Origin of the sequence: Nitrosospira briensis C-128, from assembly GCF_000619905.2 — a bacterium.
Taxonomy (GTDB): Bacteria; Pseudomonadota; Gammaproteobacteria; order Burkholderiales; family Nitrosomonadaceae; genus Nitrosospira; species Nitrosospira briensis.
This window is the reverse complement of the sequence record NZ_CP012371.1, coordinates 2,305,651-2,330,167: the sequence shown is the minus strand read 5'-3', so window position 1 is coordinate 2,330,167 and position 24,517 is coordinate 2,305,651. Positions and strand designations below refer to the sequence as shown.

Sequence of the window (24,517 nt, the reverse complement as noted above, 5' to 3'; positions counted from 1 at the left end):
AACATTGTGCAGCGTTAGCGACCAGGGGGAACGCGACAGCCGTCAAGATGCGCTATCGCTCAGACCGCTTACTACTCCCTGGTGCGAAAGGGGGGACTCGAACCCCCACACCTTTCGGCGCCAGAACCTAAATCTGGTGCGTCTACCAATTCCGCCACTTTCGCAGGCCGCTTTGTTTCATTGGTACCGAACAATTATACATTTTTCTTTCAGCTACAGCAGCCTGTACTACGCGCCGCCCCGGCAAAATACCGTTTCGCCGCTGAGTGCTTTACTATCAGGGCCCATCAGGTACAAATAGTATGGCATTAAATCCTGCGGCTGGGGCATGTCCTGCTTGATCTCGGCGGGATGAGTCCGGGTTCGTTGCGGCGTATGCACCGGCCCGGGGATTAAAACGTTGATGCGCAGGTTTGGCAGTATTTCCCATTCCTGGGCCTGAATTTTTACCAACGCTTCTATTGCCGCCTTCGCCACTGCAAAGCCGCCCCAATAGGCGGCAGGCGCGTGACCATGTGTATCCGATGTCATAACGACGCTCCCATCCGGTGACGCTTTCAGCAATGGCAGGCAGGCTCGCGTCAATGCAAATGGAGCAATGAGATTGACTCGCAGCAGCGCCAGCCATTGGTCCAGTGTCTGCGCCGCGAGCGGGGTCAAACTGAACAGGAGCGCCGCATTGTGCAAAATGCCGTCCAACCGGCCTAATTGCAGTTTAATGGCTTGGGCAATTGCGGCAAAATCCTTGTCTTCGGCCTTTTCGAGGTCAAGTGGAAAAATTGACGGCTGAGCTCCTCCCGCCGCCTCGATTTCATCGTACACGCTTTCCAGTTTCTTGACATTACGTCCGTGCAATATAACGGTTGCGCCATGCGCGGCGTATGCCAGCGCTGCAGACCGGCCCATTCCCTGCCCCGCCCCGGTGACAAGGATCACCCGGTTCTTGAGCAGATCCTTGGACGGCGTGTAATTTTCGAATTGATTCATAGAGGAGTTTATCGGTTAAAAAAATCCTGCTGGCCATATCCTGAAACAGGCTACCAGGCGGCACCGATTCCAGATTGTGCTTACTGCGTCAGCATGATGTTGTAATTCCCGCTAGTTGATGGTGCGCGCCGGCCGCTCCAGCTTTGCCAATGCCAGCCGGAATCGGTGGGGCGACGTGCCTACCCTTTCATCCAGGTCGTCCATGCAATCCATAGTTTACGCATCGGCGTAAGTCTCACACGCTGACGAAGGACGTGGCAGCCGTCCGCCTTGATCTCCTTCAGCAACGCTTCATATATCCCGGCCATGATGATTCCCGGCCGCTGGTTTTTGCGATCCTCCGCAGGCAACGCTGCGAAAGCCCGGACGTAATAACTTTCTGCACGCTCGATCTGAAACTCCATCAATTGCCGGAAGCCATCGGTTTCGCGGGAGTTGAGTATGTCTTCGCTGGTTACCCCGAAACGGGCGAGCTCATCCTGGGGCAGGTAAATGCGGTCGCGGCACGCATCCTCCCCTACATCCCGTATGATATTCGTAAGCTGGAACGCGAGTCCCAGGTCTTCCGCATATTTCAGGGTTTTCGGATTTTGATAGCCGAATATCTCTGCGGAACAAAGCCCTACCACGCTGGCCACGTGATAACAGTAGTGCCTCAGGGTTTCGAAATCTGCATAGCGGTTATAGTCAAGGTCCATTTCCATGCCGTCTATGATTTCCTTCAGCCGCTGAGCAGTGAGATTGAAAGTCGGTGACACTTCTGCCAGCGCTTTCGCCACCGGGTGGCTCGGCTTGTTTCCCTGCCCATCATAAAAGATCGCGTCGACTTCGTGCCGCCACCAGGCGAGTTTCGTGCGCGCCACCGATGCGTCGGTACATTCGTCCACCACATCGTCCACTTCACGGCAAAACGCATATAGCGCAGTAATGGCACGGCGTTTTTCCAAAGGCAAATAGAGAAAACTGTAATAGAAGCTGGAACCGCTTTGAACAGCTTTCTCCTGGCAATACTGGTCTGGGGTCATGATAAATTATTATGGAAGGAATATTTGCCACCACTGCATTGCCGTAACATCGGAATACCCATCATTTCGACTGGCTGCCATCACCTATGCGTCCTGCGCAAAACATATCCATCCAATTGGAAGCCTGCAGGAGATGAAGCCTATCAATGTAATGTGCAATGATAGCGTCGAAATCGTAGAGCGTCCGGTTCCTGCAAAAATAACGAATCCAGAAGGAACTCCTGAGCAAATCTTCTCTGGGTGTACCACTTATTGCAACTGCGCCGGCAAAATCCGGCAATTATTCAAAGGTCCCTGCACATCACGAGTACATCTTCAAAACGTCAGGTATGGGCTGCTGTAAAAATAGCCGCTCATTTTCTCCAGAACGCTTTATACAATAAAAAACCCCACCGGGGCGGGGTTTTTTATTTTGCTGCGTTTTACTACGGCAGCGGCAAACCCTACATATCCATGCCGCCCATGCCGCCCATACCACCCATGCCACCGCCCATACCGCCCCCGCCACCGGATTCGTCCTTAGGCAGTTCTGCCACCAGAGCGTCGGTGGTCAGCATCAGGCTCGCCACCGAAGCAGCGTGCTGCAGGGCGTAGCGCGTGACCTTGGTAGGATCCAGCACGCCCATTTCCACCATGTCGCCATACTCGCTGGTGGCGGCGTTGTAGCCAAAATTGCCTTTGCCTTCCAGTACCTTGTTGATCACCACCGAGGGCTCATCGCCGCAGTTGGCCACAATCTGGCGCAGCGGTTCTTCCAGCGCACGCAGAACGATCTTGATACCCGCGTCCTGATCGGCATTGTCGCCTTTGATGCTGGCCACTGCAGCACGGGCACGCAACAAGGCAACGCCACCGCCGGGAACGATACCTTCTTCCACCGCCGCCCGGGTTGCGTGAAGCGCATCTTCAACACGCGCTTTCTTCTCTTTCATTTCAACTTCCGTAGCTGCGCCGACTTTGATCAGCGCTACGCCGCCTGCCAGTTTTGCCACGCGCTCCTGCAATTTCTCCTTGTCGTAATCACTGGTCGCTTCTTCAATCTGGTTGCGGACCTGCTTGACGCGGGATTCGATGTTCTTGGTATCGCCCGCACCATCGATGACGGTGGTTTCTTCCTTGCCGATTTCAATGCGCTTGGCTTGACCGAGTTCCTGCAGCGTTGCCTTTTCCAGAGACAGACCAACTTCCTCGGCAATGACGGTACCGCCTGTGAGAATGGCGAGATCCTCGAGCATGGCTTTACGGCGATCGCCAAACCCTGGCGCTTTGACTGCACAGGTTTTGAGGATACCGCGGATATTGTTCACCACCAGCGTCGCGAGCGCCTCACCATCCACATCTTCAGCAATTATCAGGAGTGGCTTGCCGGCCTTGGCTACCAGTTCCAGTACCGGCAGCAATTCACGGATGTTGGATATTTTTTTATCGTGCAGCAGGATAAAAGGGTTATCCAGCAATGCGATCTGCCTGTCGGGATTATTGACGAAATAGGGTGAAAGATAGCCGCGATCGAACTGCATACCCTCGACCACTTCCAACTCGTTTTGCAACCCGGATCCGTCTTCGACCGTGATTACGCCTTCCTTACCTACTTTCTCCATTGCGTCGGCAATGATCTTGCCGATCTCGGGATCCGAGTTGGCGGAAATGCTGCCTACCTGCGCGATTTCCTTTCCGGTGGTACAGGGCTTGGAAAACTTCTTGAGTTCTTCAACCGTGGCGGTAACAGCTTTGTCGATGCCCCGCTTGAGATCCATCGGGTTCATCCCGGCGGCAACATACTTCATGCCTTCTTTTACGATGGATTGCGCCAGTACGGTAGCAGTCGTGGTGCCGTCACCGGCCACATCCGAGGTCTTGCTGGCGACTTCCTTCACCATTTGCGCGCCCATATTCTCGAACTTGTCCTTCAGTTCGATTTCCTTGGCTACTGAAACACCGTCCTTGGTGATGGTGGGCGAACCGTAGGAACGCTCCAATACTACGTTGCGGCCTTTGGGCCCAAGAGTAACCTTGACTGCGTCGGCCAGTATGTTGACCCCGTTAACCATTTTTTGGCGGGCTGAATCGCCGAATTTTACGTCTTTTGCTGCCATAATCTTTTTCTCCTAATTCCAGAAAATGTTGTGTAAGGTAAAAATTAACCTTCGATAACGCCCATGATGTCTTCTTCGCGCATCACGAGAAGTTCGTCTCCGGATACTTTTACCGTTTGTCCGGAATATTTGCCAAACAGCACTTTATCGCCGACTTTCACTTCCAACGCACGGATGGTGCCATCATCGCCGACCTTGCCTTTGCCGACCGCGACAATTTCGCCTTGATCGGGCTTCTCCGCGGCACTGTCCGGAATGACAATACCGGATGCGGTCTTGCGTTCTTCTTCCAGCCGCTTGACAATAACGCGGTCGTGTAATGGACGAATCTGCATGTTTTCTTTCTCCTGTTTTAAAAAATCAAAACGACGAAATCTGGGAAAAGCCGTATTGACGGCCTGATCCTTGGATTTATCACAAATCTGTTAGCACTCACTGCTAACGAGTGCTAATAATATGGTCTATGAGGGTGAATTTCAAGTAGATGAACAATAAATACTTGCAGGAACGCAGTTTAAAGACAGTGTGGCACCCGTGCACCCAGATGAAACAGCATGAATCGATGCCGCTCATCCCAATCGTCCGAGGTCAAGGCGTGTGGCTTTATGACAGTGAGGGCAAGCGCTACCTCGACGCTATCGGTTCCTGGTGGGTCAATCTGTTCGGTCATGCCAACCCTCGCATCAATGCTGCCATCCGTGACCAGCTTGATAAGCTGGAACATGTCATGCTTGCGGGTTTCACGCATGAATCGGTAGTGGAACTATCGGAGCGCCTGCGCAAACTGGTATCGGGGAAGCTCGGCCATTGCTTCTACAGCAGCGATGGCGCATCCGCAGTGGAAATCGCGCTGAAGATGAGCTTCCATTACTGGCACAACATGGGCCATCCCGAAAAAAATCGCTTCGTAAGCTTGCAGAACGATTATCACGGCGAGACGCTGGGGGCGTTGTCAGTCACCGATGTGGCGCTGTTCAAGGATATCTACGCTCCGCTATTGCGCCCAAGTACGCACGTCCCAACTCCGGACTGGCGTTATGCGGCTGAGGGGGAATCCCATGGCGATTATGCACTGCGCGCCGCCGCCGCACTTGAAGCCTATCTCGCACAACACCATACCGAAACCGCGGCACTTATTGTCGAACCGCTCGTACAGGGGGCGGCGGGAATGGGTATGTACCATCCCGATTACCTGAAGCTGGCGCGAGCGCTATGCGATAAGTACAACGTACACATGATCGCCGATGAAATCGCGGTTGGCTTTGGCAGGACCGGAACCCTGTTTGCCTGCGAGCAGGCCGATATCGTTCCCGATCTATTGTGTCTCGGAAAAGGCTTGAGTGCGGGTTACCTGCCCCTGTCGGTGGTGATGGCCACTGATGGGATTTTTAACGCTTTTTATCACGACAAGCCTGCGCTCGGTTTTCTGCATTCCCATACTCATGCGGGTAATGCGCTTGCCTGCCGCGCCGCGCTGGCTACGCTGGATATTTTCGAACAGGATAAGGTCATTGAAGCCAATCGCATCAAGGCCAGCTATCTCAACCATGCGGCGCAACCGATCGCGTTCCACCCAGGGGTAAAAAACTTCCGTAACTGCGGCATGATCTGGGCATTCGACGTTGAGACGCCCGACCCGGATTTTTCCGGAAAATTTTTTCAGGCGGCCCTCAAGCAGGAATTATCGTTGCGTCCGCTTGGAAATACCGTCTACTTCATGCCGCCGTATACGATCGATGAACAGGAAATGGATTTGCTGGTAGCAGGAACCTTGCGGGCACTCGATTCATGGTAAAAATCAACGCAAGCAATAAACACCATGCAAATCGCGCGCACATGCGTAGATAAATGAAAATTCTGCATCAGCATGTACTTGCTGCCCTGTGTTTCATATCCGCCGCCGTGCCGTTGTCCGCGTCGTCTCACAATCTGCCCGCATCTGTCGACAGAGCGCTTAAGCAAGCACGGATTCCCGAGTCTGCAATTGGTGTTTACGTTCACGAAATCGGCGCGAGCAAGCCGCTGTTAGCCGTTAATGGCAACGCGGCGATGAATCCGGCATCGGTGATGAAGCTTGTCACTACTTTTGCCGGGTTGGAGCTGCTGGGCCCGGCTTATACCTGGAACACGGAGTCGTACGCCAGCGGAATAGTGGAGGATGGCACGCTGCGCGGCGACCTGGTGATCAAGGGTTACGGGGATCCCAAGCTGAATCTCGAAAATTTCTGGTTGCTCACGCGACGCCTGCGCCAGACGGGATTACGCGAAATTACCGGTGACCTGGTACTGGATAGCAGTCATTTCGATCTGCCCAACGGCGACCCTGCGGCCTTCGATGGCAAGCCTTACCGCGCTTACAACGTCCTCCCCGAAGCACTGCTGGTAAACTACCGGACGCTGGCACTGCGCCTGATTCCTCAGCCTGGAAGCAAAACCGTTCGGATTGTTGTCGATCCACTGCCGGCCTCGCTGGACCTTCAAAATAACCTGACGCTTACCAGTGGCCCATGCAGCGAATGGCGCGACGCGCTCGGTACCGATATTCGTACCGCCGTCAAGGACAACGGTCGCGTATCGGTCCTGCTCAACGGGAATTATTCCAGCGATTGCGGCGAAAAAACCCTGTTTCTCAGCGTACACGATAACGCACACTATATCTTCAGCCTCTTTCGGCACTTATGGGAGGAACAGGGCGGCGTATTTCGTGGCAAGGTAAGAACGGGCGCGGCGCCGGAAGGAATATCGCCACTTGAAATTCATCAATCCCCTCCGCTTACGGACATTGTTCGCGACATCAATAAATTCAGCAACAATACCGCCGCACGGCAACTGTATCTTGCACTCGGGCTGACTACCGGTCTCCCGGCTGATATGGCTGGAGGCGTGTCTACAGCGACCGCTACCGGCGAGAGTATCAGCGCAACCAACGGTACGGGTGACAGTAAATATAAACCGCGTGCGACACTGGCGAAGTCGAACACGGCGATTCAACGATGGCTCGGGTCCAAACGGTTGAATTTCCCTGAGCTGATCATGGAAAATGGCTCGGGATTATCCCGCAACGAGCGCATCAGTGCTCGTCACCTGGGAGAGCTTCTACTCGCGGCATTTCAAAGCCCGGCAATGCCCGAGTTCATCTCCTCCCTGCCGATCGCGGCGGTGGACGGCACCATGAAGAAACGGCTGAACGGCAGCGCCACGGCAGGCCAGGCCCATATCAAGACCGGCCTGCTCGAAGGGGTGAAAACCATGGCCGGCTACGTACTTGAAAAATCAGGAAGGCGCGTGGTCGTGGTTTTTCTAGTCAATCATTCCAGGTCGGGAAGTGCCCAGCCCGCCATGGATGCGCTGCTGGAATGGGCTTATGAAAGGCGGTGACGGCGACTGATTAATCTCCTGCGAGAATACGAGGAGGTCAGTTTGATTCACGGCTAGCTTGCATCGCTACCCTGATTGCGATGGCTCTGCCACAAACATATGAACCTAAATCCGGCGGTTGACCGCTTATTTTCCTGGTTAACACTATAATCGAAAAGGATTTTTCGTAACTCCGTGAGCTTCACCTTCTTGGTGAGCTCGCTACGAGGCGGATTGAACAGTTTTTGCGGCACAGCGCTGCGTTGCAACTCCTTGGGATGGAATGGCGCCCCGAAGCGTCGCCAGAGGGGCCCCGTGAAGCGGGGATCGGGCAGCGCAGGGGATGCCGCGATCGCGCTCTACATGCAAGGGGCACCCGCATCCCGCTTCGGGGTCGCACCTTCCTGCGGAAGGCACTGCTCCGCCCTACGCGGTCGCATTCCGCGTCCTTGCGCCTTGCTCTGCACCCCAAAAACCGCCCACTCCACCCCGTCCAACTGCCAGATTTAGGTTGAACAAGCCCGACCGTCAGCAGCGCATCCAGTATCCAAGTATCATCCGCTGTGGCGCGACGAATGACATCATTCTACTCAATCTTGCTATCCAGACCCGCTTCCGCGATCTCCGCCGCGCGCAGTAGTGCCTTGGCTTTGTTCTGCGTCTCTATCCATTCACTTCGCGGGATGGAATCGGCAACGATACCGGCACCCGCCTGCACATACAACGTACCATCCTTGACGACACCGGTGCGAATGGCAATAGCCAGATCCATATCACCATTGAATCCCAGATAACCGACGGCGCCGGCGTAAATTCCACGTTTCGAAACTTCCAGCTCATCAATAATTTCCATCGCCCGCACCTTGGGAGCGCCACTTACGGTTCCCGCCGGGAAGGTGGCACGCAGTACATCCATTGCGTTCAGGCCGGGCTTGAGCTTACCCTCTACATTGGAAACGATATGCATGACGTGGGAATAGCGCTCGATCTGCATGTTCTCGGTGACTTTTACCGTGCCGGTCTGCGCAACGCGCCCGACATCGTTACGCCCCAGATCCATCAGCATCACGTGCTCCGCACGTTCTTTCGGGTCGGCCAGCAGATCGGCTGCCAGCGCCGCATCTTCCTGTACGGTTTTTCCGCGTGGGCGGGTACCGGCGATGGGACGCGCCGTCACGGTTTCGCCTTCGAGCCTCACCAGAATCTCGGGCGAGGCGCCTACCACGTGAAAACCGCCGAGATGATAATAAAACATATATGGCGATGGATTGAGACTGCGAAGCGCGCGGTAAAGCGCCAGCGGTGAAGCGCCATAAGGCTTGCTGGTGCGCTGCGATAGCACTACCTGCATAACGTCGCCATCGAAAATATAACGCTTGGCGCGTTCCACTGCCGCAATAAAATCCGTTTCGTTGAATTCCGAGACAGCCTCACCGGATGGATATGACGCTTCCGTCGGAATCTCCACAGGCTTGCGTAGATTCGCTAACAGTTCTTTCAGGCGTTTCCTGGCGGCAAGGTATGTGCCGGCCACGCCTGGGTCAGCGTAAACGATAAGGTAGAGCTTGCCGGAAAGGTTATCCACGACCGCCAGTTCTTCGGATAGCAGCAGTAATATATCCGGCGTATCGAGCCTATCGGGGTGGACACCGGGGTGAACGTCACCGGCCAGCTTACGCTCGATATATCGCACCGTGTCATATGCGAAATAGCCCGCGAGCCCCCCGCAGAAGCGCGGCAAAGCGGCGTATGGCGCCGCCTTGAAATCCGACAGATAGGATTCGACGAACGACAGCGGATCATCCACCTCGATTTCTCGCAGTCCTGCGCTATGGATAAGGCTGATGTGGTTGCCGCGTGCCTCGATGCGGGTGGAAGCGGGCAAGCCGATGAATGAATATCGCCCGAAACGTTCACCACCCTGCACCGATTCCAGCAAATATGAATACGGGCGATTGGCAAGCTTCAGATAAACAGACAGGGGTGTGTCGAGATCGGCAACGGTTTCCAGCACTATTGGAATGCGGTTGTAGCCCTGTATTGCAAGATCGTTGAATTCAGCTTCCGTCATGATCTACTCCAAAAAAACAGAAAAAGAAAGAATGCACAGCGGGATCAAGCACGCCAGCGGGCAAAGGCCTGGCGCCAAGTCCACCAGGTGGTGCCTGCGCATCTTCCAATTTCAGTTTTTTTGGCTATCATGACAATTTCCGGATCAACCTCGTTGCCTCGTAAAGCGACGAAACCACTGCGTCGCAATCGAGTTCACGCACATCCCGCCCTTCGTTGTAACCGTATGGCACGCAAAAGATGTGGCAATCCGCCGCGCGCGCTGCTTGCGCATCGTTCAAGGAGTCCCCGATCAGCAGCATTTCACGTGGCTGAATTCCAAAGTGCTTGCAGGCATGCAGCAGAGGCATGGGGTCGGGTTTTTTTTTGGGCAGGCTATCGCCTGAAACGACAATATCGAAAAAACCGAACAATCCGGTCGCACGAAGCAGCGGCAAGGTGAAGACTTCAGCTTTATTGGTAACGCAAGCCAGACCAAAACCGCTTTCGCGCAAGGCGTTCAACCCTTCCAATACACCCGGATAGGCCTGTGTATCATTGCACAGCGCTCTCGCGTATTCGCGCTCATATATCGGCATCGCTCTGTCAAGCAATTCCGCGTCAGGTTCGCCGTCAATACTTCCGGTAAGGGAACGTTTCACTAATTTCTCTACACCTTTGCCGATGTAGGACTGGATGGTTTCCAGCGGAAGCTCCGCTTTGCCCAGTTCCCTCAGCATCATGTTGGCAGCGGTGGCCAAGTCCCGCGCGGTATCGAGAAGGGTGCCGTCCAGGTCGATCATCACGGCCTTGATTGGCAGGGGAAATTCTATTTCAACTTCAGAGGCATCCGCAATCGGAGAAAAACTTTTGTTCACGCGTGTTATTCCTATTAGTCGATATGATCATATTGCACGGAAACGCTGGGAACTCATGAATTCTGAGGGTCCCCTCTGATTGGAGCAGGATCACACAGCCTTGGCATAACCCGCTGCCTCATTGTCAACCATGCTGGGCCAGAATGCAGCCTCGGCACGCGCCTGAGGCGTGGATCATTTTCAGCATTCAGCGGGTTTTCTGCCTTAAAAGCTGTTGTCAAGCCTTTGCCAGCTCTGCGCGTAAAGCGGCTACTATCGAATCATAGCGATGCGGATCGCTGTCCCTGCCTGCGCCGTAAATAGCGGAACCGGCAACGAAAGTATCAGCACCCGCGCGAGCAATTTCGGCGATGTTGTCCACTTTTACCCCACCATCGATTTCAAGCAGGATTTTCTTCCCTGACTCATCAATGCGCTTGCGCACCGCCTTGAGTTTTTCCAATGCTTCGGGAATGAATTGCTGTCCGCCGAAACCGGGATTGACCGACATTATCAGTACCAGATCCAGTTTTTCGAGTACATGGTCAAGATAATTCAATGGTGTGGCAGGGTTGAATACCAGGCCCGCCTTGCAACCCTGTTCCTTGATAAGTCCGATAGTACGATCAATATGGCGGGAGGCTTCCGGATGAAACGAAATGATATTGGCGCCTGCCTTGGCGAAGTCAGGGATAATACGATCCACCGGCTCAACCATCAGATGCACATCGATAACCGCGTCCGTCAGCGGACGGATCGCGCTGCATACCAATGGACCAATAGTAAGATTGGGCACGTAGTGATTATCCATCACATCGAAGTGAATAAAATCCGCGCCGGAATCGATAACAGCGGTGATCTCCTCGCCCAACTTGGCAAAGTTTGCGGAAAGAATGCTTGGGGCGATGCGATAATTAGCCATGAAGGGCTTCCTTGTAAACAAAAAACTGGATTTTAACCGTAAATGGCCGCTTGACGCTAACAGCTTCCGCCGTTAAACCCCCCACTCTCCTCGAATTTGGTCAGCCCGGACAATTTTATAATGCGTCACCCTTGCCGTCAGGTGAAAAATAGTGTGCAATGCGGTTATGGCTGAAGGCACAAAATACGAAATTATGGTAAAGGTCCACACAACCTATCTTCCGGAGCAATCGGACGAGGCGCTCGATCGGTATGTGTTCGCCTATACGATCGTCCTATCCAATACCGGCACGGTCCCGGCACAGCTGATAAGCCGGCATTGGATTATCGCGGATGGAAGCGGCGGTGTGCAGGAGGTGCGGGGTCTCGGCGTAGTAGGTGAGCAACCGCTGCTGAAGCCCGGCGACAGCTTCGAGTATACGAGCGGTACTGCCATTTCGACGCCGGTTGGATCGATGAAAGGGAGTTATCAGATGGTGGCTGAAGACGGCCTTCGTTTCGACGCACCGATTCCCGAATTCATCTTGAGCGTACCGAGGATATTGCATTAGACATCGGTGACCCAGCCTCAGCGAGCCCTGGCGCATGCGACGAGAACGAGGCATTGTTCGGAAACTCCCCATGCTCTACTGAAACCTGGAGCGAAATCGATAATCCTAAATCCGGTAGTTGACCGCTCATTTAATATATCAATGTCATGATTATAACAATATTTCATATTAATTGACGCTCACCTTTCGGGTGAGGCCGCTACGGGGAGAATTGCACAGTTTCTGCGGCACATGGCTGCGTTGCAACTTCTTGGAATGGAACGACCATTCCGCGTCGTTGCGCCTTGCCCTGCACCCCAAAAACCGTACACTTCACCCCGTCCAACTACCGGATTTAGGATAATTATCCATATTTCTTTCGGCCGTATCTGCGGCGGCGATGCGCTTGCTTTGCTTCCGCCTCGCTGAGAGGTGTCGGGCTTTTCCCGGCGTAGGGATTATGTCCGGTCTTGAATTCCACCCGTAACGGCGTACCCTCGAGCTTGAAAGTCTCGCGAAACATATTTTCAAGATAACGCTGATAGGTTTGGGGCACATGATCGAGAGACCTGCCATGGATCACGATCAAAGGCGGATTCGAACCACCTTGATGTGCGTAACGCAGTTTTGGACGAGACATGCCTGCACGCGGCGGTGGCTGCCTCTCTACCGCCGCCATCAGGACACGGGTGAGTTTGGGGGTGGATAGCTGCGCCATTGCGGCGGCATAGGCGGCGTCAATGGATGGGAGTAATCCTTTTAAACCGGTGCCACGTAATGCCGAGATGTAGTGGAACTTCGCGAAACTCACCAGGAAAGGCAGTTTTCGGGCGATTTCGCTCTTGATGGTGTCGCGTTGATACTCGCTCAGGCCATCCCACTTGTTAATTGCCAGCACCAGCGCGCGGCCCGCTTCCAGAATAAACCCGGCGATGTGTGCATCCTGGTCCGAAATTTCGCTGCTCGCGTCGAGGACCAGAACGACCACGTTGGCATCTTCTACCGCTTGCAGGGTTTTCACTACCGAAAACTTCTCCACCGCCTCGAGTACTTTGCCGCGACGGCGCAAACCGGCGGTGTCGATCAGCGTATACGCGCGGCCGTTACGGTCGAAATCGATATAGATGCTGTTACGCGTCGTACCCGGCTGATCGAAGGCGATGACCCGCTCCTCCCCCAGCATGGTATTCACCAGCGTTGACTTCCCGACGTTGGGGCGCCCGACAATGGCGATTTTCGGATGCTTGTCTTTTGTTTCGTCCGCTTGCGGCGGGGGAAAATGCAGCAGGGCCAGTTCAACCAGATCATTGACATTGTCGCCGTGGATGGCGGAAATGGCGCATGGATCGCCCACACCCAGTTCGTGAAACTCGGCGGTAACGACAGAAGACGCCATGCCTTCGGTTTTATTTACCACCAGTATGACTTTGCGTCCCGTTTTGCGCAGCTGCTCCGCAATGATTCTATCTTGCGGCGCCAGGCCCAGCCTGCCGTCGACGATGAACAGAACAATGTCAGCCTCATCGATCGCCTGTCGTGTCTGCTTGGCCATTTCATGCAGGATGCCCTCCGTCGCCATTGGCTCGAAACCACCGGTATCGACAACGAGATAAGGCTTATCCCCCAGTCTGCCATGGCCGTAGTGGCGATCTCGTGTCAATCCTGGAATATCCGCCACAATCGCGTCGCGACTACGAGTCAAGCGGTTGAAGAGCGTTGATTTCCCGACATTGGGGCGGCCGACCAGCACAAGAGTAGGTTTCATGATAATGATTTTCCGAAAAAAGCCGATTCCTTCTCCCTTTTACATTTCTTCTGTAAAAAGGGTTTTTTCCGGATTTCTACTCCTGCTCGTTGATAGTAATTCACTGACTACGGCGTACAGAATGGAAGCATTGCGCAGAGAAACTGGCTTTGCGGTGATCGCAGTATCGAAGATGACTGGCCGGGCAACAGGGGCGGCGCCGCCATCGATTCCGTGCCGAATGCATAAATTCCGCCCTTCAGGGTTTGTACCGCAAAACCATCAGGTAGCGGCACCGGACGGGTAACGATGGCGCCCTCGTCAGTGAGGGATCGCGCAACGATGGCGCCGTTGTCGTTCCTGATGAGATTCACATATCCTAACGAATCTCCCACTACGATGCGAGCCTCGCGAACGAGCGGCTGAGACAATCGGATTCCATCCAGCAGACTCTGCGTCCAGATGCGGGTGCCGTCCGTTTTATCGTAAGCCACCAGCGCACCTCTATTCTCGCTTACGTAAAGGTAATGGTTATCCATGGCGAGGCCGGCGTTGCTTGATACATCCTGCGCCCAAATCTGATTGCCGGTCGTAATTTCGAAGCAAGCAACACGTCCCTGATAGGCGACAGCGCATACCTGCTTCTCATCCGTTACCGGCAAACTGGTGACATCGGCGATCCGCTCCAGCTCGGACGCGCCTTTTGGTCGTGCTACAGCGGCTTCCCAGTTTACACTGCCGGTGGATGAATTTATCGCCACAAGCTTACCTCCCGGGAAACCGGCATAGACGGTGTCATGCGCGATCAGAACGCCCGCAAAACTTCGCACGGTCAACGATGGGGTGGCGCCCTGGTAAATCCACTTGCGCTTGCCGCTGCTCGCCTCCAGGCTGAAGATTCTGCCGTCTCCCGTACGAATCACTACCATACCGTTTGCCGCATGCGGTGGACTTAGCACCTCGGTGGATACCTGCGCCTTCCATAACCGATTACCGCTTTTCTCATCGAACGCCAGAACTTCGCCCTTGAAGGTTCCAACCAGCAACAGGCCTTCACCCGTGCCAACGCCGCCCGACAATTTGTGTTTCGTATCGATAACGCCCGACGCTTTGCCCGTCGTCGCGTTAAAACGCACGAGAAGACCATTCGTGCTGGCTACATATAACGTACCGTTTTCGAATGCCGGCAGAAATACCGCCGCCTGGCCTTCTTCGACGCCAGCCTTCCATAACGTGCGAGCGGGCGGAATGACCTCCAATTGAGCAATCTGCTCCGGACTCATCTGAGGCGCCTTGCCAACGAACAATTCAGTGAAGCCGGAAATATCGATATCCGCCAGGCTGCTTGCCAGGTCACGCCCCATATCTATCATGCCAGCGCATCCGGAAAGCACGAATGACGACGTCAGCAGCAGAAAGCACTGCCGTACGGCGCCAGCTATCCTGGCGCGCCTCTGAATGAGTCTTCCGGGGAGCGCCACCATGGGTATCAATTTGCTTAAGGACATTTTTGAGATTTGCAATAAAAAATGATTGCGCGTCGACGGGTGGCCCGGCCATCATTTCCTTGAGGGGTCAGAATGTGCCATCGACGCCTCATCTTCGATGATTTGTTCTGATTTTATTGAAAGCTCAAATTACCTGCAGATTTCACAAAGCGTCCAGTTTCATTTGAACGATATTGTGATATGTGCCTTGCCTGCCCATCTTGTCGATCGCTATTTGATAAGCGGCACGTGCTTCGGCAACTTTGCCTGCGTTGGCGAGCAGATCGCCTTTAAGATCGGCATAGAGTCCATCAAAAGATTCGCCGTGCCCGACCTCCAGCAAACGCAGGCCGTCATCGTATTTTTTCTCATCCAGCAGAATGCTTGCCAACCGTAGCCGCACCAGGTCTTTCAATTCTTCTTCCTTCGAATTATCCAGCACCCACTGCAGACGGCTTTTTGCATTTTGCAAATCGCCGGCGTCCAGGCTGGCCTGCGCAGAGATCAGCGCTGCACGCGAGGCATAGCCGCTGCTGGCAAACCCCGTCATCACCAAACCAGCCGCATCGCTGATTTTTTTGGCATCCCCGCTCCCCTGAACCTGCAGCAGCGAATCGTACAATTCCACCGCCTGGTCAGTCTGTTGCCTCTGGTAGTAATTCCACGCCTGCACGCCCGCTATGCTCGCGATAAAAACGGCCATGACCACGATTACCTGCGTGCCATATACGCGCCACCACGTCTTCAGGTCCTCTATGTTCTCTTGCTCTTCCGGATCATATGTTGCCATTTAGCTTCCCGAATTAATAATTTTCTTTCTTGATTCCTGCTTTCCCATCAGCTCGCTTCGAGCAGGTCCGCCGCTTCCGCGAGCCCGACCCTTACCTGCTCAGCCGCTTCACGCAACGGCTTGATGCTTATTTCGCCGGCTTGCGCTTCATCGTCACCAATGATGATGGCAAAACGCGCCCCGCTGGCATCCGCTTTTCTCATCTGGACTTTGAAGCTGCCATCTCCACAATGCAAAATTGCCTTGAGCCCTCTGTCCCGTAAGTACCTGACGGTTTTCCAGGCAAATCCATCCGCAATTTCGCCACGATGTATCACGTAAGCATCCGGTACGGAATGCGGTATGTCGCCCGCACTTTCCATCGATATCAACGCCAGCACGCGCTCCAACCCCAGTGCAAAACCGCACGCCGGTGCCGCCGAAGCAGCCCTTCCGCCGATCTGTTCCACCAATCCGTCATAACGTCCGCCGGCACATACTGCGCCTTGTGCACCAAGCTTGCCGGTTATCCATTCGAACACGGTACGGTTGTAATAATCCAGGCCCCTCACCAGCCTCGGATTGATCTCGAAATCGACACCTTGATCGCGCAGCAGTCGCTGCAACCCCTCGAAATGCGCCAGCGAATCCTCATCCAGGTCATCCAGTAATCGCGGCGCGCCGTCGATAACCTCTCTCATTTCAGCATTCTTGCTGTCGAGTATTCGTAACGGATTGCTGTGCAACCGCCTGCGAGCATCGTCATCGAGCTTGCCCAGATGCCGCTCCAGGTATCCGATCAATCGAGATCTATGCACGGTGCGGGACGCGGCGCTTCCAAGCGTACCGATTTCCAGGCGCAAATTGGAAATACCCAATCTTTTCCATAATTCCGCACACATGATTATGAGTTCGGCATCGATATCCGGACCGGCGTAACCCAGTGCTTCGGCGCCTACCTGATGGAATTGGCGGTAACGGCCTTTTTGAGGACGCTCATGGCGAAACATCGCGCCCGAATAATACAGTCGTTGCGAACCCGCATAGAGCAGGTTATGTTCCAGCACTGCACGCACACAGGAAGCGGTGCCCTCGGGACGCAGCGTCAGGCTGTCGCCGTTCAGCTGATCGGAAAAAGAATACATCTCTTTCTCGACGATGTCCGTTACCGCACCAATCGACCTCACGAACAAGTCGGTCTGCTCGACAATTGGCATGCGGATGTTCCGGTAACCAAAAGCCGCCATACAGTCATGCACGACTTGCTCGAAAAATTCCCACAGGTATATCTGATCGGGCAGGATGTCATTCATCCCGCGGATGGCTTGCAGCGTTCTACTGGACATCGACCGTTTTCTTCGGATATTTCATCTGCACGTATTCATCGACGATCTGGCGAAACTCTCCCGCGATATTATCGCCTTTCAAGGTCACCGACTTCTGCCCATCCACGTAAACCGGCGCAACCGGCCTTTCTCCCGATCCGGGCAGGCTGATGCCGATGTTGGCATGCTTGCTCTCGCCGGGGCCGTTGACCACACATCCCATCACCGCCAGCGTCATGTTTTCCACACCATCGTATTCTTCGCGCCATACCAGCATCTGGCTGCGCACATAGCCCTGGATACTTTCAGCCAGTTCCTGGAAATAGGTGCTGGTGGTGCGGCCGCAGCCGGGGCATGCCGCGACCAGAGGCACAAATGCGCGTAGCCCCGTGGTCTGCAGGATTTCCTGGGCAACGATGACTTCACGTGAGCGGTCACCGCCAGGCTCAGGTGTAAGCGATATGCGTATGGTGTCGCCTATGCCTTGCAGAAGCAGCACGGATAGCGCGGCGGTGGAAGCAACGATTCCTTTGGAACCCATGCCTGCTTCCGTCAACCCCAGATGCAGGGCATAGTCGCATCGCGCTGCGAGGTCATGGTAAACGGTGATCAGGTCACGCACACCACTCATCTTGCAGGACAATATAATCCTGTCGCGCCCCAAGCCAATCTCTTCCGCCCTGGCCGCGCTTTCCAGCGCAGAGGTGATCAACGCCTCATGCATCACGAGCGACGCGTCCTTCGGATCAGGAGAACGCGCGTTCTCATCCATCATGCGCACCAGCAACTCCGGGTCAAGGCTACCCCAGTTGACGCCGATACGCACCGGCTTGTCATATTTACAGGCTGTTTCTATCAGAATGGAGAATTGCTCGTCGCGCTTCTTTCCATGCCCGACATTACCGGGATTGATACGGTACTTTGCCAGCGCCTTCGCACAACCGGGGTAGTCGGTTACCAGCTTGTGACCGTTGAAATGGAAGTCGCCTATCAGCGGCACGTGACAATCCATGTCATCGAGGCGCGCCCGGATAGCCGGCACCGCTTTCGCGGCGGCCGGGGTATTGACGGTAATACGCACCAACTCGGATCCTGCGCGCGCGAGTTGCGCCACCTGTACCGCGGTGGCAACTTCATTTTCGGTATCGGTGTTGGTCATGGATTGCACCACCACCGGTGCACCACCGCCAATCCTGATCTTATCCACGTATACACCCACGCTGTTTCGACGTGGGGGAAAAGTATTTTGAGACATAGTCATGATAAGTATGAGAATCTTATAAATGTTGAAATTCTATTCGAGTGACAACCGCGCCGTTCCACCATAGGCATTGGTATAAGGCGCCAGATCAACCGGCTTGTTATTGTAGACCAGCTTGACCTCAGCCGCGTTCCCGATCGTCAGGAAGAATGGCGGCGTACCTTGCAGAACATGCTCGGTGCCCCGGGGGTTGATCCGTGAAAGGAGCAATCTGCCTCTGCCATCTTTGACTTCGGTCCATGATTCTCCCGCAAATATCAAGCGAATACCGTTCGCTCCACCAATCGCGGCTGGAGAGGCAACGGCCGTATTCACCGATTGACTCGCCGACCCTGCGGAAACCGCATTCGCCGGTTCAGGCACGGTGGCCGCCGGAACTGCTTGCCGCGCCGGTGGCGGAGACAAAACGAGCGCAGGGGCGGGAACAGGAAGCTGCGCAGCACTTTCTTTCTCGCCTGCTGCGGCTTCCTCGGCAGGCGAGACAACACCACCCTCGCCGCCTGGCGTTACATCAGGGGGTTGAAGTTGCGACGGCTCGGTTGCTTCCTCAGCTCCAGTTCCGGTTTCACTGCTCACGCTGGGCTGCTTGCCGATATTAGCAATATTAGCCTCGTTACCACGATAAATTTCATATATCAGCAGCAGCAACGCCAGAATGATCACACCCGCGATAATCAGGTTGCGACTTCCGGATTTCTGCTTCGAAGGAAACGGAACACCTTCGATTTGATAGGTAATGGTTTGAGGGGCAGACGGCGGAAGCGACTGATCCAATTGTTGCAATAACGGTGCGGCATCCATCTGCAACAGCTTGGCGTAATTGCGTACGAATCCGCGCGCAAATGTTCCACCCGCCAGCTTATCGTAGTCATCCTCCTCGAGCGCCGTAACCTGTCGCACCGCCAAACGCAATTGCCGCGCCACATCCTCGATGCTCAAGCCACGCGCCACTCGTTCCGCTCGCAACAATCCACCCACGCCCGTTTCAGTCCGGGCTGGCTTTTCGTCCGCCCCAGGGGTGATATCTCCGTTATCAGGCGCGTCCATTACTCGAATCCGTCATTGTGCCAACCTTGCCTCTTATTCGGAAATCAGCTCTATAACTGTATACGAATGATGCCTGTAGAAATCCGTCGAGTCTGCGTCATCTTGCCACTTCCATCGATCCGCGGCTCCCCCGTCGGGTTTTATCATGGACTTTTCCTGCCAACTGACCGCACGCAGCGGCAATATCGTCGCCGCGCGTCTTGCGTACCGTGGTTACCAACCCGGCCTGCATCAACACATCCCGAAATGAAGACACCGCTCCCGGCAATGAGCGCTTGTAACCGGAATTCGGAAACGGATTGAACGGAATCAGGTTGAACTTGCAAGGCGTATGCCGTACCAGCTGAACCAATTCACGTGCATGAGCCACACTATCGTTAATCCCATCCAGCATGACGTATTCAAAAGTAACGAAATCTCTGGGTGCGGATTGGAGGTAGCGCTCGCATGCCGCCAGCAATTCCTTGATAGGGTACTTTTTATTGATTGGCACCAATTGGTCGCGCAGCGCATCGTTGGGCGCATGCAAAGATACCGCCAGCGCCACCGGGCAACGCTCCCGCAACCGGTCCATGGCGGGTATCAAGCCCGACGTACTTACGGTTACGCGCCGCCGCGAGAGCCCATAGGCGTTATCGTCCAGCATCAGGTCGAGCGCAGTCACGACATTTTCAAAATTAGCCAGGGGCTCGCCCATCCCCATCATTACTACATTCGTCACAGCCCGATCCCGGACCGACTCGCCGCCGAACGCTCCTGCCAGCGCTTTATTTGCCCACCACAACTGGCCGATAATTTCCGCTACCGACAAATTCCGGTTGAATCCCTGCCTGCCGGTAGAGCAAAAGGTACACGCCAGCGCGCAACCAACCTGACTGGAAATGCACAGCGTCCCACGGTTGGCTTCAGGTATGTAAACTGTCTCGATTCCATTATCCGCACCCACTGACAACAGCCATTTGCGGGTGCCGTCGGCAGCGGCATGATCGCTGATAACGTGTGGGGGTTCAATCACGGCGGTTGCAGCAAGCTTATTGCGCAATTCTTTCGCCAGGTCGCTCATGCCACCAAAATCCGCCTGGCCACATCGGTGTATCCAGCGCAGCAACTGCCTGGCGCGAAACGGCTTCTCGCCAATTTCCGTAAAAAAGCCGGCGAGCCCTTTCGCATCGAAATCGAGAAGATTGACGCTCATAGCCGAGCTGTAGTTTTCCTAGCGAGAATAAATGTTGAGTTGCGGAAAAAAATAGGAAATCTCGTTTGCCGCAGTTTCCGGTGCGTCGGAACCATGCACGGCATTGGCATCGATACTATCGGCGAAATCCGCACGGATAGTACCACTCTCGGCTTTTTTCGGATCCGTTGCGCCCATCAGTTCCCGGTTCTTGCCGATCGCACCTTCGCCCTCGAGCACCTGCACCATCACCGGCCCGGAAATCATGAACTTCACCAGATCGCTGAAAAATGGGCGGCTGCGATGCACTGCGTAAAAACCTTCCGCATCGGCCTGCGACAGGTGCAGCATGCGCGCCGCGATTATTTTCAATCCCTTGCTTTCAAAGCGGGAATAGATTTCGCCAATCACGTTTTTAGCAACCGCATCAGGCTTGATGATGGACAAAGTTCTCTCGACAGCCATTAAATACTCCACTAAATTAAGAAATTAAAGCGTATTTTAACAAAAAACCCGCCCTTACGCCGGTAAATCGGAAGACCGCCGATTGACTTGGCTATGCCCGGGAATAAATAACGGATCGGTTGAAAAACGATTTTTGCATCTACGCTGATGCCAGATGGCTTCGAGATCGATTGCTGATGTCAGAATGAAGGCATATTGCCTTATCCAGCGCGCGACCCCCTATTCCCTTCCAGCGGATAAGAGCCGATTACCGGGCCATGTGAAGGGGAGAATCTCCTGATTGAAAATTCAAATTAATTATACCGGTTTGGTCATAGGCGGCAATGCGGAAATCTCCCGGGCCAAAATAGCGAATAAGACTTATGACACAGCACAAGCCGCTTTCGCATGCCCGCTGGATCTGCGGGCTACCAAAGTTTAAATCATTCCATCTTGAGGCGAACGTCGACACGTTGACGGTTCCCGTTATATACCCCTGATCGCTGATACCTCTATGGGTCGAGTAGGTATTTCAGGAGCGACCACGTTACTTCGACTGTGCCGCAAACTTGAGGTTTTCCGGTAACCAACGCAACCCGGCTGATTTCGCGCCCGCAAAACTGGCCAATCCGGTTTCTTGAGCTTCGTCAGCGTACCGATCTTCGGGGAAACCACCTCTGCCACGACTTCAACGATGAGGTCTTTGCCGACAATCGACACGTAACTGCAAGCGATGGGTTTCCATCAGCCGATCATGCTCAGATCAAGCTCGCGGGCCACGCATGTTATCGCCGCCGCAGGCGTTCTCACGGCCTGAAACCGTATTTACCGCAGCGGAAACGCGCTCATATCGCATTCATAGCCCATCCAGTTAACCCTTGGCGGCTTCTCGTCAGTTATCCGACCGATCGCAATGCTCGGCGTGGTAATGCATTGATGCCATTGCATCCCGGTTGATCTCAATGCGTTCTCGGCAAATTCAATTTCACCGAAAAAAAATAAAATATTCGTTTAATCTTCACATAAACCTCACATATAATTCACATCCACTTCACATATTAATCACATAAATTTCACAAACGTGATGAAATCTGAAGTGAATATCTCCAACACACAAAAAGAAAGTGAATAGAAATGTCACCAAAATTGGGATCAGGTAGGAGTAATGGAAGTGCAATAACTGGTATGAAAAAATGTTTTGGTCTTTTTCTGTTTCTTGCAACCGCCTGTATGTCATCCGCTGTATTTGCGCAAACAGACAGCGAACTAAGGAAGAGGCTGGAAACCCTGGAGGCCAGGATTATGGAGCTGGAAGGACGCCTGGAGGCTAAGGGCGGCCATGGTACCGAAATCGGAAGTCAGGGCTTAGATAAGGGAAATTCCCGTGATGACGCAATCTTGAAGCAGGGCTCCCCCGCCGCGCTTACGCGAGTAAATCACAAGCCTGAGAAAAAACCAGAAACCTTGAAGGTCCCGGTTGCAGACCTGGAAGGAATTGCGGAGGATAAGGGCTGGCATGATACCGAACGCGACGGTCACCACTTTGGCAAGAAAAAATTTCACGGTGGCGTGACCTTGAAACAGGATGCATTTTTTGGTTTCCAGACCATACTCGATGCGGGTTATGCAGTTACGGACAATATCGACTTTACCTTTTATAGCTGGCTCTGGACCAGCCCCAATTTCGGCCGCAGCCGGGTGATTTCCGGTCCCCAGGGTACCCAGGTTGATGCCGGTGGCAATGGACTCTGGACTGAAGTTGGCATGGGTTTGAATTTTCGCTTTCTCAATGACGCATTAACCATCAATCCCCAGATCGGCATGCTGAATGGCGCCCTGCTCTCCAGTCGGGTCGTCGGCAGGGGTATCCGGGCTGCGGAAGGTGTGGTGCCCAGCATGACGCTTACCTATGATGACGATTTTGTAACTGGGCAGATGTATCTTGCCTACTATCTGGCCATTCGCGATGAGCGGGCGAGGGACTTTATCCATAACTGGATCAACGTCGGCATCAAGCCCGCGCTGTTCAATTTTAAAAACGTACCGGTCAGTTCCATTGGCGTTCATTGGGAACACCTGCGATTTCATAAAGACCGAATCGAGGGAAATACCGGGACGGTTTACAACTGGATAGGCCCCTATATCGAGTTTGCACTGCCCATGAGCATTGCCCTGCGCTTCGCGGCAGGCGCCGATCTCAAAGGCGAAGTGTCCAAGGAATTTTATCAGGCCAGTATCAAGCTCCATTTTTAAAATTGTAGGCCGAATAGACGAGTGGGCGAATGGACTGCTCAGTGAAGGCCATCGGGTAGATTTCGCGCGGGTACAAGATCTGGCAGATCCATACCGCGGATGAGCATGGTTATTACATTTGCCCCGCTGTCTATACACCCCGCACTGACTATGGAAGGTCTCGATAGCGATGCGGTGCGCATCGACATGCGCAGCTGTAACGAGCAACTGCCGAGCCATTGGCGGAAGGAAGGACGGGAAACATGACCAAATTCAGGCAGACACAAACGGCTCAGGTGCAGGCAGCCGACCTGGTACGCCAGGTCGGCCCCGGCGTCCATGCCGGGATCACCGGTCTTGGGGCCGAATGGCGACTCCCGCTATCGGAGATGCGGGAGAGGACAGATCATATGACAAGCACGGAGCTACAAGCCGTGATAGCAGAACTGCGGCCGCCGGATGTATGCGATCTGGTGGAGCGCGACCACGAGATGCTAGCGGCCCGTCAGGCCTGTGATTCGTTGGCGGAGCAGTTGCGGCAGGCCAGGATGGATGAAGCGAAGGCAAGCCATCAGATAGACAATTGGCGATATGCTCATCCGTTTCGGGCCTTGATTCATGATCTCGGACTGATGCCGTCCAGATTTCTTGCCGGACTCGAAGAGATCAGGGCCGGAGCCGAGACAGAAGTACTAAAGCTGGCCTCGCGTGTTCATGACGCCGCGGAGCATGCCGCGAACAGGGGAAACGAGATTGAGGCTCGTATACAGCTGGAACAGGCACCGGTGCGTGAGTATATGGCCGAACTGGAGCATCTCAAACGGCAGAAGGCCGAGAGGGAAACGGCCGCGCGGTGGCAAACACAAGAGTTGGACGATGCCCTGGTAGCGTTCACAACGCATGCGCTCAAGCGCGAGATGAGAGCTTATGGCTACGGCGATGCCGGTACTCACTGGCAAGCCTTGCCCGAATCGTTGCGCATCACCATTGACAACTTCAACCGGTTGCCCAGAGAGGCGCGGCCGGCAGTATTGGAGGAAGATGCAAAGAAACTCACGCAAGAGCTATGCCTGGGCGAGGAACAGGACCAAGATCGAGGAAATATGCCGCTGACCATGACAAGCCAGGGCGCACGACGTAGCAGCTGGCGTGATCTATAACAGCGGGCAAGTCCATCTTGAATCTTTCGCGGGCGCGAAAATTATGCTGTTC

Annotated in this window: 21 protein-coding genes and 1 tRNA gene; 6 read left to right on the top strand and 16 right to left on the bottom strand. The window is 54.3% G+C overall.

All coding sequences use genetic code 11. The annotated features are described in order from the left end of the window. Positions 1–79: 79 nt before the first annotated feature. The 5 genes from F822_RS10500 to groES all read right to left on the bottom strand — a co-directional run bounded on the left by F822_RS10500 (position 80) and on the right by groES (position 4,443). A tRNA-Leu gene (locus tag F822_RS10500) sits at positions 80–164 on the bottom strand. Between the two features lie 64 nt (positions 165–228). After that, positions 229–987, bottom strand: coding sequence for a YciK family oxidoreductase (locus tag F822_RS10495; RefSeq protein ID WP_025041664.1), 759 nt, complete (start codon positions 985–987; stop codon positions 229–231). 179 nt (positions 988–1,166) lie between these two features. After that, entirely contained in the window at positions 1,167–2,012 is an 846-nt protein-coding gene (gene hpnD, locus F822_RS10490; protein ID WP_025041665.1) for a presqualene diphosphate synthase HpnD, read from the bottom strand. Between the two features lie 443 nt (positions 2,013–2,455). Continuing rightward, a complete protein-coding gene (gene groL, locus F822_RS10485) occupies positions 2,456–4,108 on the bottom strand; it encodes a chaperonin GroEL (RefSeq protein ID WP_025041666.1) in 1,653 nt (550 codons plus the stop codon). Between the two features lie 44 nt (positions 4,109–4,152). Then, positions 4,153–4,443 (bottom strand): co-chaperone GroES, encoded by a 291-nt coding sequence (gene groES / locus F822_RS10480; RefSeq protein ID WP_025041667.1) that lies wholly within the window; start codon positions 4,441–4,443, stop codon positions 4,153–4,155. Between the two features lie 149 nt (positions 4,444–4,592). Between groES and bioA the strand changes: the two genes are divergently transcribed. After that, complete coding sequence (gene bioA, locus F822_RS10475; RefSeq protein ID WP_025041668.1) at positions 4,593–5,903, top strand: adenosylmethionine--8-amino-7-oxononanoate transaminase; 1,311 nt, start codon at positions 4,593–4,595, stop codon at positions 5,901–5,903. Positions 5,904–5,956: 53 nt separating this feature from the next. After that, positions 5,957–7,486 (top strand): D-alanyl-D-alanine carboxypeptidase/D-alanyl-D-alanine endopeptidase, encoded by a 1,530-nt coding sequence (gene dacB, locus F822_RS10470; protein ID WP_036576387.1) that lies wholly within the window; start codon positions 5,957–5,959, stop codon positions 7,484–7,486. 565 nt (positions 7,487–8,051) lie between these two features. Here the strand turns inward: dacB and trpE are convergent. The 3 genes from trpE to rpe all read right to left on the bottom strand — a co-directional run bounded on the left by trpE (position 8,052) and on the right by rpe (position 11,293). Continuing rightward, positions 8,052–9,536: an anthranilate synthase component I gene (gene trpE, locus F822_RS10460; protein ID WP_025041671.1), complete on the bottom strand. Its 1,485-nt coding sequence runs from the start codon at positions 9,534–9,536 to the stop codon at positions 8,052–8,054. Between the two features lie 127 nt (positions 9,537–9,663). Beyond that, positions 9,664–10,392: a phosphoglycolate phosphatase gene (locus F822_RS10455; protein WP_407938209.1), complete on the bottom strand. Its 729-nt coding sequence runs from the start codon at positions 10,390–10,392 to the stop codon at positions 9,664–9,666. Between the two features lie 217 nt (positions 10,393–10,609). Further along, positions 10,610–11,293, bottom strand: a complete 684-nt coding sequence (rpe, locus tag F822_RS10450; RefSeq protein WP_025041673.1) for a ribulose-phosphate 3-epimerase — start codon at positions 11,291–11,293, stop codon at positions 10,610–10,612. A 166-nt stretch (positions 11,294–11,459) separates the two neighbouring features. On the opposite strand from rpe, the gene apaG reads away from it, so the two are divergent. Beyond that, positions 11,460–11,843, top strand: coding sequence for a Co2+/Mg2+ efflux facilitator ApaG/CorD (gene apaG / locus F822_RS10445; RefSeq protein WP_025041674.1), 384 nt, complete (start codon positions 11,460–11,462; stop codon positions 11,841–11,843). A gap of 343 nt (positions 11,844–12,186) precedes the next feature. Here the strand turns inward: apaG and der are convergent, their stop codons facing one another. The 8 genes from der to ndk form a co-directional block, all read right to left on the bottom strand. Further along, the gene (gene der, locus F822_RS10440) at positions 12,187–13,587 is read right to left on the bottom strand and encodes a ribosome biogenesis GTPase Der (RefSeq protein WP_025041675.1); all 1,401 of its coding nucleotides are present in this window, start codon (positions 13,585–13,587) and stop codon (positions 12,187–12,189) included. 107 nt (positions 13,588–13,694) lie between these two features. Next, the gene (gene bamB, locus F822_RS10435; protein WP_025041676.1) at positions 13,695–15,074 is read right to left on the bottom strand and encodes an outer membrane protein assembly factor BamB; all 1,380 of its coding nucleotides are present in this window, start codon (positions 15,072–15,074) and stop codon (positions 13,695–13,697) included. A 142-nt stretch (positions 15,075–15,216) separates the two neighbouring features. Then, the gene (locus tag F822_RS10430; protein WP_036576391.1) at positions 15,217–15,843 is read right to left on the bottom strand and encodes a tetratricopeptide repeat protein; all 627 of its coding nucleotides are present in this window, start codon (positions 15,841–15,843) and stop codon (positions 15,217–15,219) included. A gap of 47 nt (positions 15,844–15,890) precedes the next feature. Further along, on the bottom strand, positions 15,891–17,168 hold the full coding sequence (hisS, locus tag F822_RS10425) for a histidine--tRNA ligase (protein ID WP_025041677.1): 1,278 nt from the start codon (positions 17,166–17,168) through the stop codon (positions 15,891–15,893). Next, on the bottom strand, positions 17,158–18,402 hold the full coding sequence (ispG, locus tag F822_RS10420; RefSeq protein ID WP_025041678.1) for a flavodoxin-dependent (E)-4-hydroxy-3-methylbut-2-enyl-diphosphate synthase: 1,245 nt from the start codon (positions 18,400–18,402) through the stop codon (positions 17,158–17,160). Before ispG ends, hisS begins: the two co-directional genes overlap by 11 nt. Before the next feature lie 39 nt (positions 18,403–18,441). Next, positions 18,442–19,455, bottom strand: coding sequence for a RodZ domain-containing protein (locus F822_RS10415; RefSeq protein WP_025041679.1), 1,014 nt, complete (start codon positions 19,453–19,455; stop codon positions 18,442–18,444). Positions 19,456–19,552: 97 nt separating this feature from the next. Beyond that, a complete protein-coding gene (gene rlmN, locus F822_RS10410; RefSeq protein WP_025041680.1) occupies positions 19,553–20,650 on the bottom strand; it encodes a dual-specificity RNA methyltransferase RlmN in 1,098 nt (365 codons plus the stop codon). 18 nt (positions 20,651–20,668) lie between these two features. Then, a complete protein-coding gene (gene ndk / locus F822_RS10405; protein ID WP_025041681.1) occupies positions 20,669–21,094 on the bottom strand; it encodes a nucleoside-diphosphate kinase in 426 nt (141 codons plus the stop codon). Positions 21,095–22,258: 1,164 nt separating this feature from the next. Here ndk and F822_RS10400 point away from each other — a divergent pair. From F822_RS10400 to F822_RS10395, 3 genes are all read left to right on the top strand, one after another. Beyond that, positions 22,259–23,326, top strand: coding sequence for a DUF6733 family protein (locus tag F822_RS10400; RefSeq protein ID WP_025041682.1), 1,068 nt, complete (start codon positions 22,259–22,261; stop codon positions 23,324–23,326). A gap of 105 nt (positions 23,327–23,431) precedes the next feature. Next, the gene (locus F822_RS15360) at positions 23,432–23,572 is read left to right on the top strand and encodes a hypothetical protein (RefSeq protein ID WP_156304396.1); all 141 of its coding nucleotides are present in this window, start codon (positions 23,432–23,434) and stop codon (positions 23,570–23,572) included. Further along, positions 23,569–24,465 (top strand): hypothetical protein, encoded by an 897-nt coding sequence (locus tag F822_RS10395; protein WP_025041683.1) that lies wholly within the window; start codon positions 23,569–23,571, stop codon positions 24,463–24,465. The genes F822_RS15360 and F822_RS10395 overlap by 4 nt, the downstream gene beginning before the upstream one ends. Positions 24,466–24,517 lie beyond the last annotated feature (52 nt).

Coding starts and splice junctions, on each gene's coding strand:
- F822_RS10430 (WP_036576391.1), bottom strand. CDS start 15,843: ATGGCAACATATGATCCGGAAGAGCAAGAGAACATAGAGGACCTGAAG.
- groES (WP_025041667.1), bottom strand. CDS start 4,443: ATGCAGATTCGTCCATTACACGACCGCGTTATTGTCAAGCGGCTGGAA.
- groL (WP_025041666.1), bottom strand. CDS start 4,108: ATGGCAGCAAAAGACGTAAAATTCGGCGATTCAGCCCGCCAAAAAATG.
- dacB (WP_036576387.1), top strand. CDS start 5,957: ATGAAAATTCTGCATCAGCATGTACTTGCTGCCCTGTGTTTCATATCC.
- F822_RS10415 (WP_025041679.1), bottom strand. CDS start 19,455: ATGGACGCGCCTGATAACGGAGATATCACCCCTGGGGCGGACGAAAAG.
- F822_RS15360 (WP_156304396.1), top strand. CDS start 23,432: ATGGTTATTACATTTGCCCCGCTGTCTATACACCCCGCACTGACTATG.
- bamB (WP_025041676.1), bottom strand. CDS start 15,074: ATGTCCTTAAGCAAATTGATACCCATGGTGGCGCTCCCCGGAAGACTC.
- hpnD (WP_025041665.1), bottom strand. CDS start 2,012: ATGACCCCAGACCAGTATTGCCAGGAGAAAGCTGTTCAAAGCGGTTCC.
- rpe (WP_025041673.1), bottom strand. CDS start 11,293: ATGGCTAATTATCGCATCGCCCCAAGCATTCTTTCCGCAAACTTTGCC.
- der (WP_025041675.1), bottom strand. CDS start 13,587: ATGAAACCTACTCTTGTGCTGGTCGGCCGCCCCAATGTCGGGAAATCA.
- rlmN (WP_025041680.1), bottom strand. CDS start 20,650: ATGAGCGTCAATCTTCTCGATTTCGATGCGAAAGGGCTCGCCGGCTTT.
- ispG (WP_025041678.1), bottom strand. CDS start 18,402: ATGTCTCAAAATACTTTTCCCCCACGTCGAAACAGCGTGGGTGTATAC.
- bioA (WP_025041668.1), top strand. CDS start 4,593: ATGAACAATAAATACTTGCAGGAACGCAGTTTAAAGACAGTGTGGCAC.
- F822_RS10395 (WP_025041683.1), top strand. CDS start 23,569: ATGACCAAATTCAGGCAGACACAAACGGCTCAGGTGCAGGCAGCCGAC.
- F822_RS10495 (WP_025041664.1), bottom strand. CDS start 987: ATGAATCAATTCGAAAATTACACGCCGTCCAAGGATCTGCTCAAGAAC.
- hisS (WP_025041677.1), bottom strand. CDS start 17,168: ATGTCCAGTAGAACGCTGCAAGCCATCCGCGGGATGAATGACATCCTG.
- trpE (WP_025041671.1), bottom strand. CDS start 9,536: ATGACGGAAGCTGAATTCAACGATCTTGCAATACAGGGCTACAACCGC.
- apaG (WP_025041674.1), top strand. CDS start 11,460: ATGGCTGAAGGCACAAAATACGAAATTATGGTAAAGGTCCACACAACC.
- ndk (WP_025041681.1), bottom strand. CDS start 21,094: ATGGCTGTCGAGAGAACTTTGTCCATCATCAAGCCTGATGCGGTTGCT.
- F822_RS10400 (WP_025041682.1), top strand. CDS start 22,259: ATGAAAAAATGTTTTGGTCTTTTTCTGTTTCTTGCAACCGCCTGTATG.